Annotated in this window: 10 protein-coding genes; 4 read left to right on the forward strand and 6 right to left on the reverse strand. The window is 68.5% G+C overall.

Translation table 11 applies throughout. The features are described 5' to 3' along the window. Nucleotides 1-17: 17 nt before the first annotated feature. The gene (locus AC5P7R_RS09705; RefSeq protein ID WP_478435938.1) at nt 18-3,872 is read left to right on the forward strand and encodes a YhdP family protein; all 3,855 of its coding nucleotides are present in this window, start codon (nt 18-20) and stop codon (nt 3,870-3,872) included. A 60-nt stretch (nt 3,873-3,932) separates the two neighbouring features. Beyond that, entirely contained in the window at nt 3,933-5,378 is a 1,446-nt protein-coding gene (gene tldD, locus AC5P7R_RS09710) for a metalloprotease TldD (RefSeq protein WP_019662103.1), read from the forward strand. Nucleotides 5,379-5,419: 41 nt separating this feature from the next. Here the strand turns inward: tldD and yjgA are convergent, their stop codons facing one another. Then, the gene (gene yjgA / locus AC5P7R_RS09715) at nt 5,420-6,010 is read right to left on the reverse strand and encodes a ribosome biogenesis factor YjgA (RefSeq protein WP_021204304.1); all 591 of its coding nucleotides are present in this window, start codon (nt 6,008-6,010) and stop codon (nt 5,420-5,422) included. Nucleotides 6,011-6,077: 67 nt separating this feature from the next. On the opposite strand from yjgA, the gene pmbA reads away from it, so the two are divergent. Both pmbA and AC5P7R_RS09725 read left to right on the forward strand, forming a co-directional pair. Then, the gene (gene pmbA, locus AC5P7R_RS09720) at nt 6,078-7,445 is read left to right on the forward strand and encodes a metalloprotease PmbA (RefSeq protein ID WP_478435937.1); all 1,368 of its coding nucleotides are present in this window, start codon (nt 6,078-6,080) and stop codon (nt 7,443-7,445) included. Between the two features lie 87 nt (nt 7,446-7,532). Then, a complete protein-coding gene (locus AC5P7R_RS09725; RefSeq protein ID WP_019662100.1) occupies nt 7,533-7,904 on the forward strand; it encodes a DUF4870 domain-containing protein in 372 nt (123 codons plus the stop codon). A 111-nt stretch (nt 7,905-8,015) separates the two neighbouring features. Here the strand turns inward: AC5P7R_RS09725 and AC5P7R_RS09730 are convergent, their stop codons facing one another. From AC5P7R_RS09730 to AC5P7R_RS09750, 5 genes are all read right to left on the reverse strand, one after another. Next, nucleotides 8,016-8,894: a polyprenyl synthetase family protein gene (locus tag AC5P7R_RS09730; RefSeq protein ID WP_058982172.1), complete on the reverse strand. Its 879-nt coding sequence runs from the start codon at nt 8,892-8,894 to the stop codon at nt 8,016-8,018. Further along, complete coding sequence (locus tag AC5P7R_RS09735; RefSeq protein ID WP_005410522.1) at nt 8,884-9,144, reverse strand: exodeoxyribonuclease VII small subunit; 261 nt, start codon at nt 9,142-9,144, stop codon at nt 8,884-8,886. The genes AC5P7R_RS09730 and AC5P7R_RS09735 overlap by 11 nt, the downstream gene beginning before the upstream one ends. A 36-nt stretch (nt 9,145-9,180) precedes the next feature. After that, nucleotides 9,181-10,467: a tRNA lysidine(34) synthetase TilS gene (gene tilS, locus AC5P7R_RS09740; protein ID WP_227854016.1), complete on the reverse strand. Its 1,287-nt coding sequence runs from the start codon at nt 10,465-10,467 to the stop codon at nt 9,181-9,183. Between the two features lie 719 nt (nt 10,468-11,186). Further along, nucleotides 11,187-11,732: a WG repeat-containing protein gene (locus AC5P7R_RS09745; RefSeq protein ID WP_021203387.1), complete on the reverse strand. Its 546-nt coding sequence runs from the start codon at nt 11,730-11,732 to the stop codon at nt 11,187-11,189. Next, entirely contained in the window at nt 11,729-13,435 is a 1,707-nt protein-coding gene (locus AC5P7R_RS09750; RefSeq protein WP_019660635.1) for an alkaline phosphatase, read from the reverse strand. The genes AC5P7R_RS09745 and AC5P7R_RS09750 overlap by 4 nt, the downstream gene beginning before the upstream one ends. Between the last annotated feature and the right edge of the window lie 94 nt (nt 13,436-13,529).

Genomic DNA, 13,529 nt, shown 5'->3' on the forward strand with positions numbered 1-13,529 from the left:
CAGGCCGGCGGTGGCCGATGAGCGCGCCGCCGCGCCTGCGACTGCGAAGGATCCGCCGTCATCTCATTGCCGCCTGCGCGGTGGGCCTGGTCGGGCTGGCACTGCTGGTGGGCACCCTCAGCCAGCTGCTGCCGCTGGCCGAGCGCCACCCCGACAGGATTGCGGCCTGGCTGAGCGAACGTGCCGGCCAGCCGGTGCGTTTCGACCAGCTGCAGACGGCCTGGACCCGTCGTGGCCCGTTGCTGCAGCTCAAAGGCCTGCATATCGGCGCGGGCCGCGGCCTGGCCATTGGCGAGGCCGAGGTGCTGGTATCGATGTACAGCGGCCTGTTGCCTGGCCGTTCGCTGACCGAGTTGCGCCTGCGTGGGCTGGCGCTGGATCTGCAGCAGGATGCAAGCGGTCGCTGGTCGGTGCGTGGGCTGCCACAGTCCGCCGACGGTGGAGATCCGCTGGATGCGCTGCGCCGGCTGGGCGAGCTGCAGGTGATCGGGGGGCGCCTGGGCGTGCACTCGCCGACGTTGGGCATCGACACCACGCTGCCGCGCATCGACCTGCGCCTGCGGGTCAATGGCGATCGCCTGCGCGTGGGCGTGCGCGCCTGGGCCCAGGCCGAAGCGCTGCCATTGACTGCGGTGCTGGATGTGGACCGCACGCGTGGCAACGGCGAGGCCTGGCTGGGCGCCGATCCGGTCGATTTCCATGCCTGGTCTCCGCTGTTGGCGGCCGGCGGTGTGCGCCTGCGCGAGGGCAAGGGCGAACTCAACCTGTGGTTGACCCTGCGCGATTTCGTGCCGGTGGCGGTGACCACGGATTCGGACCTGCGCGACGTGCGCATCGATGGCGCACCGATACCCGGCATGGCGGCGCCGCAGCTGCAGCTGCAGCGACTGCAGGCCCGCCTGCGCTGGCAGCGCCAGGCCGAGGGCTGGGCGCTGCAGGTACCGCGGCTGCGGCTGAAGAATGAAGACGGCGAGCAGCGCCTCGATGGCCTGCAGCTGCAGGTCGGCAAACAGCTGCGGGTGCGTTCCGGTGAAGTGCAGGCCGGCATCGCGCTGCGTGCGCTGGCCCTGAGCGATCGCCTTGAGCCGGGCCTGCGTCGCTGGCTGTTCCTGTCCAGGCCACAGCTGGACGTGCGCGCGTTGCAGCTGGCCGGCGAACGCGATGGCCCATTGTGGGCGCAGGGTGAACTGCAGTCGCTGGGCTTTGCAAGCGTCGGCAATTCACCGGGGCTGCGCGGCCTTGGCGGGCGTTTCGAAGGCGATGCCAACGGCTTCAGCCTGCAGCTGCAGCCGCAACGGCAGCTGCAGTTCGATTGGCCCACCGGTTTCGGCGTGCGCCACGACCTGCAGCTGGCCGGGCAGATCGTGGGCTGGCGCGACGAGGGCGGTGGTTGGCGGATCGGGACGCCGGCGATGCGTGTGGAAGGTACCGACTATGCGGCCGACGTGCGCGGCGGTGTGTGGTTCCAGGGCGACGGTACGCGGCCGTGGCTGCAGCTGGCCGCCAAGCTGGACGACGTGCCGATGACGGCGGCCAAGCGCTTCTGGATCCACTCCAAGATGAGCAAGGGCGCCACCGACTGGCTGGACATGGCACTGGCCGGCGGCCAGGTACGTGGCGGCGTCGGCCTGGTCACCGGTGACCTGGACGACTGGCCGTTCGACAACAACGATGGCCGCTTCGAGGCCACCGGCCACATCACCAATGGCGACATCCGCTTCCAGCATGATTGGCCGCTGATGAGCCAGGTCGATGCCGATATCGCCTTCATCGGCCCCGGCTTCGACATGCATGGGCGCGGCGACCTGGCCGGCGTGGCGGTGCAGAAGTTCGAGGCGGGCATCCAGGATTTCGGGCAGCAGCCACTGTACGTGCGCGCCGATGCACAGAGCGAGGCCGGCAGACTGCTGGCCATGCTGCGGCAGAGCCCGCTGCACAAGGACTATGGCGATACCCTGGACAACCTCACCGCAGCGGGCCCGGCGCATGTGACCTTCGATCTGCTGCAACCGCTGCACCACGATGAAGGCGGTGGCCATCTGCAGGGGACGGTTGACCTGGCCGGCGTGAAGCTGGTCGACAAGCGTTTCCAGCTCGCCTTCGACAACATGCACGGGCAGGCGCGCTACAGCAATGGCGGTTTCGATGCCGAGGAACTGTCGGTGCGCCACCTCGGCCAGGACGGCCGCCTGAGCCTGCGTGCTGGTGGCTACGTGCACGACAGCAGACTGGCCTTCGAATCGAAGCTGTCGGCCACGCTTGACGCCGGCGTGCTGATCGACCGCGCACCGGAGATGGCCTGGCTCAAGCCCTACATCACCGGGACCTCGCCGTGGACCATCGCGGTCAACCTGCCCAAGGTGGCGCCAGGTGCTCCTGCGCCGCCCAGCGAGCTGCGCTTGAGCTCCGATCTGGTCGGCACCCGGCTGGATCTGCCGGCGCCGCTGGACAAACCGGCTGCCGAGCCGCTGGCGACCACCGTGGCCGCACAGCTGCCGATGGGTGCCGGCCGCATCGATGTGGCGTTCGGCCAGCGCCTGGCGCTGGCCGCGCGCAGCCACAACAACCAGACCGGCGTGCAGGTGACGCTGGGCAGCGACCATGTCGATCGCGAGCCGCCGCCCAGCGGATTGACCGTCAACGGCCGCAGCCCGACCTTGGACGCATTGGAGTGGATCGGCCTGGCGCGGGGCGGCAGCGATGACAACACGATGCCGCTGCGTGCGGTGGACGTGCAGGTCGGTCAATTGAAGCTGATCGGTGGCGTTTTCGAGCAGACCCGGTTGCAGCTGCATCCGGGCGCGCAGGCGCTGGACGTGCGCCTGGCGGGCCCGTCGCTGGCCGGGCGCCTGACTGTCCCCAATGCTGACGGCGGCACCATCAGCGGCCAGCTCGACCGTGTGCACTGGCAATCGCTGCCGGCAGCTCCGGATGCACCGGCCGCACCGGCCCGGGTCCAGGCCGGCGCCAACGATATGGACCCGGCCAAGCTGCCGCCGTTCGCGCTGGACATCGCCGACCTCAAGTTCGGCAAGGTGGTGCTGGGCCAGGCGGTGCTGCGCACACGACCGTTGGCCAATGGCCTGAACGTGGACGAGCTGCGCTTCCGCGCGCCGGACCAGGAGATCGACATCAGCGGTCGCTGGCTGGGCCGTGCCGGCGGAGCCCGCACCGAGCTGACCGCCCAGGTGCGCAGCGAGGATCTGGGCGGACTGATGCAGAACCTGGACTACGGCGGCCAGCTGCGTGGTGGCTCCGGCCAGGCCCAGCTGCAGGCCACCTGGAGCGGGGGGCCGTCGGACTTCCAGCTGGGCAACCTGCAGGGCCGCCTGGACCTGCACGCACGCAACGGCCAGCTGCTGGAGCTGGAGCCGGGTGCTGGCCGCGTGCTGGGCCTGCTCAGCGTGACCCAGCTGCCGCGGCGCCTGATGTTCGACTTCCGCGACTTCTTCTCCAAGGGCTTCGCGTTCAACCAGATCGACGGCAGCATGCAGTTCGGCCAGGGCATGGCGCGCACCGACAAGGTGCTGATCGAAGGCCCGGCAGCCAACATCACCATCCGCGGCCAGGCCGACCTGTGCAACCAGCAGTTCGACCAGACCATCGACGTCAACCCGCGTGCCGGCAATCTGCTGACCGTGGTGGGGGCAGTGGCCGGTGGCCCGGTGGGAGCGGCGTTGGGCGCGGCCACCAATGCGGTATTGTCCAAGCCGTTGGGCGAGATTGGCGCCCGTACCTACAAGGTGACCGGTCCATGGAAGGAGCCCAAGGTGGAAGTGATCGAACGCAGCCGCGACAAGGCTCCACCACCCGCGCCGGCACCGGCGCCGGCCATTCCACCGACCGTCACCGGCCTGCCGCGCCCGCGGTGAGCGCGGCCTTCCTGTTCACGGGGCTTGCCTGAGCGCCCCCGCATCCCCAGATCGAGAACCATGACTGACATCGCCCTGACGCTTGCCCAAGACCGCCTGCTGCGCCCCGGCGGCCTGGATACCGCTGGCCTGGAGCGCACCTTCGGCCAGTTGCTTGGCCCCGGTGTGGACTTCGGTGATCTTTACTTCCAGCATGCCCGCCGCGAGAGCTGGAGCGTGGAAGACGGCATCGTCAAGGATGGCGCCCATTCCATCGAACAGGGCGTGGGCGTGCGGGCAATTTCCGGCGAAAAGACCGGCTTCGCCTATTCCGATGACATCCACGCCGACGCGCTGCTGGCGGCGGCGCAGTCGGCACGTGCGATCTCACGCGAAGGCGGTGCCCAATCCGGGCGATCGCTACTGCGTGGCAACGCGCGCGCGCTGTACCCGGCGCTGGACCCGATCGATGGTATCGGCAACGAGGCCAAGGTCGAGGTGCTCAAGCGCCTGGATGGCTACCTGCGTGCCGCCGATCCGCGCGTGAAGCAGGTGATGGTGAGCCTGTCCGGCGGCGTCGACACGGTGCTGATCGCACGCAGCGACGGTGTGCTGGGTGCTGATGTGCGGCCGCTGGTGCGCCTGAACGTACAGGTGATCGTCGAGCACCACGGTCGCCGCGAGTCCGGCTATGCAGGCGGCGGTGGCCGCTACGGGTATGAAGAACTGTTTGCGGACGGGCGCCCCGAGGCCTTCGCCCGCGAGGCGCTGCGCCAGGCGCTGGTGAACCTGGACGCCGTTCCGGCTCCGGCCGGGGTGATGCCGGTGGTGCTCGGTCCGGGCTGGCCGGGCGTGCTGCTGCATGAAGCGGTTGGCCACGGGTTGGAAGGCGACTTCAACCGCAAGGGCACCAGCGTCTACGCGGGCCGCATCGGTGAGCGCGTTGCCGCCCCGGGCGTGACCATCGTCGATGACGGCACGCTGGACGGACGCCGCGGTTCGTTGAACATCGACGACGAGGGCCATCCCAGCCAGTGCACCACGCTGATCGAGGACGGCATCCTGGTCGGCTACATGCAGGACAGCCTCAATGCGCGCCTGATGGGCGTGGCGCCTACCGGCAATGGCCGCCGCGAATCATTCGCGCACATGACCATGCCGCGCATGACCAACACCTACATGCGTGCCGGCCAGCACGACCCGCAGGAGATGATCCGTTCGGTGAAGAAGGGTCTGTACGCGGTCAACTTCGGCGGCGGCCAGGTCGACATCACCAGCGGCAAGTACGTGTTCTCGGCGACCGAGGCCTACCTGATCGAGGATGGCCGCGTCACCACGCCGGTGAAGGGCGCGACCCTGATCGGGAACGGTCCGGAAACCATGCAGAAGGTGCGCATGGTCGGCAATGACCTGGCCTTGGACGAGGGCGTGGGCGTCTGCGGCAAGGACGGGCAGAGCGTGCCCGTGGGTGTCGGCCAGCCCTCGCTGCTGATCGAGGGCATCACCGTCGGCGGTACCCAGGCCTGAGCCGGGCGATGGCCAGCGCCACCGCCCCGACCGGCGCGGACTCAGTCCTCGTCGGCTTCGTCGGTCTCGACGTGGCCGGCGTCTTCGTCGCCCGCCGTCTTCAGGCCCAGCGCGGCCGGCAGCATCAGGCCGCGCAGCACCTGGAAAATCTCACGGTAGGCGCGCGGCGGCTTGTTCCTGGCCTTTTCGGCCTGCGCGTTGCGCACCAGCGTGCGCAGCTGCTGGCGATCGGCCTGCGGATAATCGTCGAGAAGGGCCGCCAGTGCCTTGTCACCCTCGGCCAGCAGGCGGTCGCGCCAGCCCTCAACGCGATGCATCATTGCCACTTCGCGGCGGCCGGTCTCGCTGTTGGCGTCCAGCGCGTCGCGGATCGCATCCAGCGTGGCCTCTTCTTCGCGCCGCATGTGCTTGGCCAGGAACGCCAGCTGGCGCTTGTGGGCGATGTGGGCGGTGATGCGCTTGCACTCGGCGATATGCGGCAGCAGGTCTTCCGGGATCGGCAGGCGCGCCAGCTGGGCCGGGGTCAACGACACCAGCTTCTCGCCCAGGGCCAGGACGTCGAGCGCGTCGCGCCGGTTCTGGCTGCGGCTCTTGTCGTGGAATTCACCGGTTTCTTCGTCGCGTCCGCGCATCGTCCATACCTGATTTCAAAAAAGTCGCCCGGCGTGATGCCGGGCCCAACCCGTACAGGATAAAGCATTGAACGTGATCGCCCCTGAAGTGGCCGTCGGCGACGACAGCGCGGCCCGGCTGGAACGGCTGGCCGACCTCTCCCAGCAGCTGCTCGACCGTGCCCGCGCGCTGGGCGCCAGCCAGGCCGAGGTCAGCTGCAGCGAGGATCGTGGCCTGGAGGTCAATGTCCGCCTTGGCGAGGTTGAGACCGTGCAGTCCACCCGTGACCGCGGTATCGCCGTCACCGTCTATTTCGGGCAACGCAAGGGCAGTGCCAGCACTGGCGACCTGAACGAGGCCAGCCTTGCCGCCACGGTCGAACAGGCCTGTGCGATCGCCCGGCATACCGAAGATGACCCGGCTGCCGGCTTGGCCGAGGCCGCGTTGATGGCCACCGACTTCCCGAATCTGGATGCCTGGCACCCGTGGGCGCTGCAGGCCGACGAGGCGGTGGACCTGGCCCTGGCCTGTGAGAACGCAGGCCGCGAGGCCGATGCGCAGATCCGCAATTCCGACGGCGCTTCGGTGTCAAGCATGCAGAGCCTGTCGGTCTATGCCAATTCGCATGGTTTCATCGGCCGTGAGCGCGGCACCCATCATTCGGTGGGCTGTGCGCTGATTGCCGGCCAGGGCGATGGCATGCAGCGCGATGGCTGGTACACCAGTGCGCTGGCCCGCGAGGATCTGGAGGAGGTGGGCCTGGTCGGTCGTCGTGCTGCCGAGCGCACCGTCGCTCGCCTGCAGCCTCGCTCGATGGCCACCGGCAGCATGCCGGTGTTGTTCGCCCCGGAAGTGGCGCGCAGCCTGGTCGGCCACCTGTTGTCGGCGGTGTCCGGCGGTGCCCTGTACCGCCAGGCCAGCTTCCTGCTGGACAGCGTCGGCCTGCAGTTGTTCCCCGGCTGGATGCAGATCGAGGAACTGCCTCATCTGCGCCGTGGCCTGCGTTCGGCCGCCTTCGATGGCGATGGCGTGTCCACCCGAGCTTCGGCGCTGGTCCGTGACGGCGTCCTGCAGCGCTACGTGCTGGGCAGCTACTCGGCACGCAAGCTGGGCCTGCAGACCACCGCCAATGCCGGTGGCGTGCACAACCTGCAGTTGGCCGCCAATGCTGGCGCGCTGCAGGACATCGCCCGGCAGATGGGCAATGGCCTGCTGGTGACCGAGCTGATGGGGCAGGGCGTCAACGGGGTGACCGGCGACTATTCGCGGGGCGCCGGTGGCTTCCGGGTCGAGAATGGCGAGATCCAGTATCCGGTGGATGGCATCACCATCGCCGGCAACCTGCGCGAGATGTTCAGCAGCATCGAAGCGGTGGGCAGTGATGTTGACCCGCGCTCGCACATCCGCACCGGCTCGATCCTGGTGGGGCGGATGACCATTGCCGGTAATGATTGATGGCGTCGATGGCGTAAGCTATGCCCGCCTGACGCAGCCAGCTTGGTGCTGGTGGGTCAAGACCACCCAATGAAAAGGAGTTTTGTCGTGAGCGAATTCGATAACGTCCCGCCGCCGCCGGCGACCACCGAGGCCCCGGCCGACCAGCGCACGATGGCGCTGGCTGCGCACCTGCTGGGCATCTTCACCGGCTTCATCGGCGCGCTGATCATCTGGTTGATCAACAAGGATGATGCGGGCAAGGCCTTTGTGACCGACCAGGCCAAGGAAGCGCTGAACTTCCAGATCACCGTGGCCATCGCCATGGTCATCTGCATGATCCTGACCATCGTCGTCATCGGCGCGATCCTGATGCCGATCGTTGGTCTGGTCAGCCTGGTGTTCTGCATCATTGCCGCCGTCAAGGCCAACAACGGCGAGGCGTACCGCTACCCGTTCGCGCTGCGCCTGATCAAGTAAGTTCGTCCGCACGCGGATACATGCAACGCCCGGCATTGCCGGGCGTTGTTGTTTGGCGCTCCTGCCGGGCCAAGCGCGGTGAGCGCAGTGCGGCAGCGTCGCCGCCAGCAATCAGTGATTGCGCTCCACCGCCAGCGTTGCCAGCGCGCGCAGCGGATCGGCTTCCTCGCCATGGCCGGCCAGGGTTGCCTGCATGCGCGCTGCCAGTTCGCGCAGCTGTGCTTTGGCGCCGTCCATGCCCAGCAGCGCCGGGAAGGTGCTCTTTTCCTGTGCCTGGTCCTTGCCGGCGGTCTTGCCCAGTTGTTCAGAACTGGCTTCCACATCCAGGATGTCATCGCGGACCTGGAAGGCCAGGCCGAGTGCATCGGCGAAACTGTCGAGCTGGGCCAGCTGCGGTTCGTGGGCCTGGCCGCACAGCGCACCCATGCGCACCGCCGCGCGGATCAGTGCGCCGGTCTTCAGTGCATGCATGCGGGTCAGTGCCGCCAGGGTCTGTTGCTGGCCGGTGGCATCGATGTCCAGCGCCTGGCCGCCGCACATGCCGGAGGCACCGGACGCGTGGGCCAGGGTCTGCAGGCAGGCCACGCGCAGCGTGGCCGTCAGCGGCGCATCGGCCAGCAGGCCAAAGGCACGGGTCTGCAGGGCGTCACCGGCGAGGATGGCGGTAGCTTCGTCGAAGGCGATGTGGGTGGTCGGCTTGCCGCGGCGCAGGGCATCGTCGTCCATCGCCGGCAGGTCGTCATGTACCAGCGAATAGGCGTGGATGAGCTCGACGGACATCGCCGCCGCGTCCAGGTGCTCCAGTTGCGCGCCGAACAGGTGGCCACTGGCGTACACCAGCAGCGGCCGCATGCGCTTGCCGCCACCCAGCACCGAGTAGCGCATCGCCTGGTGCAGGCGTTGCGGGGCCTCGGCGGGCGAGGGCAGGGCGGCGTCGAGCTGGCTCTCGATGCGGTCGCGCCAGCGCGCGAACAGGGCTTCAGCCGTCATGGCTGGGCGGATCGAACGGCTCGGATGCTTCCGGCTGCGCCGGATCGCTGAGCAGGCGCACGCGCAGTTCGGCCTGTTCCAGCGCCTGCTGGCACTGGCGATACAGACCGACGCCACGTTCGTAAGCACTGAGCGAGGCTTCCAGGCTCAGCTCGCCGGTTTCCATCTGCTCCACCAGCTGTTCCAGCGATTCAAGCGACTGCTCGAACTGGGCGACCGGGGAGGCGTTTTCGGGGGACTTCTTGGCCATGCGGCAAGTGTGGACGGGCCGCGCGCGGGGGTCAATTCACCAGCCGCCGGGATGCCAACGCAGCTGTGCCCCGTTCGCCTGCAACCAGGCCTGCAGGGGCGCGGCGATGACCACGTCGGCGGCGGCCAGCAACTGCGGGCCATCGAAGATCAACGGCAGCTGCGCGCGGCGCCACGGGGCAAGACGCTCACGTTGCAGGCAGTCCTTCAGCGCGTGCGAATGCTGGCGACCGGGTAGCAGGATGCGCTCACCGCCCGCGCGCGCACGTACCTGCAATGGGCGTTCGAAGGCCGGGGCGCCCTGCAGGCGCAGTTGTCCGCCATCGGGCAGCGCCAATGGCGCGCGTCCGTCCCATTCGGCCTGCCACGCGGGGGGGAGCGCAGGTAGCCGGGCTGGCAGCAGGTAGGCATGGTCGCGCCATTGCTGGATCGCGTGATCGTGCCAGCGCACACGTGCCTGGCGATCGTTGCCGGCCGGCAGCAGTTCGTCCAGCGCCTGTTTCAGCACCGTGGCCGGCAACGGTGCTGCAGCATGGCCCAGCACCCAGACGCGCAGCACGCGTGCGGCGCGGCCCGGCGACACTTGGCGCAGAAGTTCCAATGACAGCACGCGCGGTGCCACTTCCAGATGTGCGATCAGCTCGGCGTCTTCCTCGTCCAGCAGTTCGCGGGTCTGCCGGCAATGCGTCGCGCTGCCGGCCAATGCCGACGCCGCGTGCGGCCAGCGCTGGCGCAGCAACGGCAACACCTGCAGGCGCAGGAAGTTGCGATCGGCGTGGTCTTCCGCGTTGCTGGGGTCTTCGATCCATTGAAGCGCGTGCTGCCGGGCGTAGTGGAGCAGCGCGTCGCGCGACGTCGACAGCAGTGGTCGCCACAGGGGATGTTCGCCAAGATGGCTGTGTGCAGACATCGCTGCAAGGCCGTCGACGCCTGAACCGCGCAGCGCGCGCAGCAGGAAGGTCTCGGCCTGGTCGTCCTGGTGCTGCGCAAGTGCCAGCGTTTCGCCGTCGCGCAGCTCGGCCGCGAACGCCGCACGCCGGGCATGCCGCGCTGCGCCCTCAAGGCCGAGGCCTGCGCGGTTGTCGATCTGCACGCGATGCACGGCCAGTTCGATGCCCAGTGCTGCGCATTGCTGCTGGCAATGCAGCACCCAGTCATCGGCGGCCGGTTGCAGGCCATGGTGCACGTGCACCGCACGCAGTGCCGTGCCGGAAAGCTGAGCGCAGCGCCACAGCCAGTGCAGCAGCACGGTCGAGTCGACACCGCCGCTGTAGCCCACCAGCAGCGGCACATCCAGCGGAACGAGGGCAGGGAAGGCGGTCACGGCGGCAAGTATAGGGTTGCTCGGCAGGGCTGCGCCCTGCACCCGCTACGATCCAGAGCAACAGCAACAGCAACAGCAGAAGCTGGCCTCCTGAGGGGAGGCGGGGTAGGTCCGGTTGCGGGGGCCGCTGCAAGTCCCCCTCCGGGGCCCGGCCCAGCCGCTGGCGGCTGTGCGTTCGGGCGCTTGCGAAGCAGTGCTTCGCAAGCAAAGCGCCCTCACCCATGTAAGCTCGGTCGCCGCTTGCACGTGTGCGCAGTCCTGCGCACACGGCAAGACCGGGGTTGGGCGTCCTGCCCAACCCGCCCGAGGCATGCCTCGGGCCCATGCGGCTCACGCCCCCGCAACCGGACCCACCCCGCCTTCGACAGATTGCCGCGATCTGTCGGAACGGCGTCTTGCACCACTTTGGTAGGTGTCGACCTTGGTGGACACAGTAGATTCACGCCATGCGTGGATGACTCATTCGATATCTGACAGATGTGTCGACCAAGGTCGACACCTACCAACAGCCGCCGGAAAACTGTCGAAGGCTGGGCACTGTGGGTTTGCGGGGTGTGAGCCGCATGGATGCGGCGACCAAGGCTACATGGACGTACTCGCGCCGTCCCCGCACACCCACAGTGCCCCGCCATCCCATGGAATGCACGCTGTTGCTGTTGCTTCCGGCCGTTGCCGTTGCCGTTGCGTCTGCAGGTGCAGGGCGCAGCCCTGCCGAAAACCTACTTCACCCGACGGCCCGAACGGTCGATGCGGAACCACTCTCCGCCTTCCATCGGCGTGTGGCCATCGGCATCCGGCGTACCACGACGGCAACCATTGCAGACCTCGGCGACGCCGTCCTGGAACGGCCATGCGAAATCGAACGTGCCGGGTACCACCTGGCGGAACGTCAGGTCGAAGTAACCCACGCGGTTGCCTACGCGGCCGCGCAACAGGCCTTCCTGCGGCGTCTCCGGGCCGTTGTCCCAGGTCAGCACCGGCAGGCTGCGGCCCTTGCGGTCGACGTAGTGGAAACCCTGGTCGGCGTACACCACCGCCAGACCGTGGTCGTCGTAGTTCAGGCCCTTCAACGTCTCGGTACTGATCTTCGGCCGGTGATCGATCACCTCGCAGTTGGGCAGCGGCCACAACCCGTGTTCGTCGGTCAGCAGCTTGCATGCCGGTGCCTGTGCCGCTGCAGTGGCGCTGACCAGCATGCCAAGCAGGGCCAGCGACCGCGCGAAGCAGCCGCTGGCAGCGTCAGGGCGGGCCTGCCGTGCGATCACTTGGCCTCGGCCTTGCGCTCGAACGCGGTCGGTGCCGGCAGCTGCACCGGCACGCCCTTGTCATCGCAGGTGCCGGCCTGGCACAGGCGCTCGCGCAGGGCCGGGGTGGCCTGCACGATCATGTGATAGATCGCGTTCTGTTCCAGCGTGCCGCGGATCGCCTTGCTGCCCGGGCCGCGTGCCCAGATGCCGACGTCCTCGCCACCGTGCGATTCGGACTTCATCGGCACCAGCGCTTCCTGCATGTAGTCCGGATGCTCGGTGTCGACCTCGCGCAGGTTCGGGCGGCCGTTGGCCGGTTCGAAGCTGCTCGGGTTGTGCGGATAGCGCTTCGGGCCGGCCGGCTGCTGGTTGCTGCTGCCGGTGTGGCCCGGGCCATTGGCGTAGCTCAGCGTGGTGTACGGCTGGCCGGTGCCGTCCAGTGCGTAGTCCAGCTTGCCGGCGCCATCTTCGCCGCCCTTGTCCTTCACCTTGCCCAGGATCGGGTTGCCGCGCGCCGGGTAGCCGACGAAGTTCAGCGTGTGCGAGTGGTCGGCGGTAACGATGATCAGGGTGTCGTCGGCCGAGGTCAGCTCGCTGGCCACGCGCACCGCATCGGACAGCGCCACGGTTTCGGTCAGTGCACGGTAGGCGTTGCCGCTGTGGTTGGCGTGATCGATGCGTGCGCCTTCGATCATCAGCACGTAGCCTTCCGGGTGCCTCGACAGATTCTTGATCGCCGCTGCGGTCAGTTCGGCCAGGCTCGGCTCACCGCCCGGATCCTGCGGGCGCTCGTACTCGTAGCGCATGTGGTCCGGTTCAAACAGGCCGAGGATCGCCGGTGCGTTGGCGGCGGCGGCCAGCTGCTTGCTGTTCCACACGTAGGCGCCGTGCGGATGGGCCTGCTGCCATTCCTGCACCAGGCTGCGCCCATCCAGTCGCTGGCCGACCTTGTCGTCGTACTCCGGGTCGCGCTCTTCCACGGTGGTGAATTCCCCGCGCCCGCCGCCGAGGGCGACCAGCGGGCCGCGCCCGTAGCGCGAAGTCGACAGCAGCTGCTGGGCGATGTCCTTGCAGCCGGCCGCCTTCGCCGCTTCAGTCAGGTCGGTATCGTTTTCCCAGTTGCGCTCGGGCGAGTGCGCGTAGGTCGCGGCCGGGGTGGCATGGGTTAGGCGCGCGGTGGACACCACGCCGGTGGCCAGGCCGGCGCTGTCGGCCAGCTGAAGCCAGGTCAGCAGGCCCTTGGACAGGCTGTCGGCACAGTCGGTGCGGCTGCCGGCGCTGACGCCGATCGCACCCATGTGGGTCTTCACACCGGTGGTGATGGCGGTCATGGTGCCGGCCGAATCCGGGGTCTGCGAATCGGTGTTGTAGGTCTTGCTGAAGGCCGTGGCCGGGAAGCGCTCCCAGGACAGCAGGTTCTCTTCACCGGAGCCCCCCTTGCGCTGGCCCTCGTAGATGCGCGAGGCGGCCACGGTGGTCAGGCTCATGCCGTCGCCGAGGAACAGGATGACGTTCTTGGCCTTGCCGGACATCGCGCCGTTGGCGGCGGCCTGGGCAGCGCCGCTGCGGTACCACCACTGCGGGGTTTCGCCGGCCGGGTGGGCGACGGGATCGACGGCGACCTTCAGGCCGGCCGGGGCAGAGGCGGGGGTGGTGCTGGCGCAGGCGCCCAGCAGCAGGGTGGTGGCGCAGGCGGCCAACAGGGAGACGGAACGGCGCATGGACGCTGGGATCTCACAAACTGTAACGGGACGTTCATTATGCCCGCCCTCGCAAGGCACGCCGATGACACACTGATTTGCCGGCCCGGCGGTC

It is taken from the genome of Stenotrophomonas sp. YJH_SMC_27 (assembly GCF_059369815.1).

Bases quoted from the DNA above. Each gene is read 5' to 3' on its own strand.
- AC5P7R_RS09705 (WP_478435938.1), top strand. From the start codon at position 18: ATGAGCGCGCCGCCGCGCCTGCGACTGCGAAGGATCCGCCGTCATCTC.
- AC5P7R_RS09750 (WP_019660635.1), bottom strand. From the start codon at position 13,435: ATGCGCCGTTCCGTCTCCCTGTTGGCCGCCTGCGCCACCACCCTGCTG.
- tldD (WP_019662103.1), top strand. From the start codon at position 3,933: ATGACTGACATCGCCCTGACGCTTGCCCAAGACCGCCTGCTGCGCCCC.
- yjgA (WP_021204304.1), bottom strand. From the start codon at position 6,010: ATGCGCGGACGCGACGAAGAAACCGGTGAATTCCACGACAAGAGCCGC.
- AC5P7R_RS09735 (WP_005410522.1), bottom strand. From the start codon at position 9,144: ATGGCCAAGAAGTCCCCCGAAAACGCCTCCCCGGTCGCCCAGTTCGAG.
- AC5P7R_RS09730 (WP_058982172.1), bottom strand. From the start codon at position 8,894: ATGACGGCTGAAGCCCTGTTCGCGCGCTGGCGCGACCGCATCGAGAGC.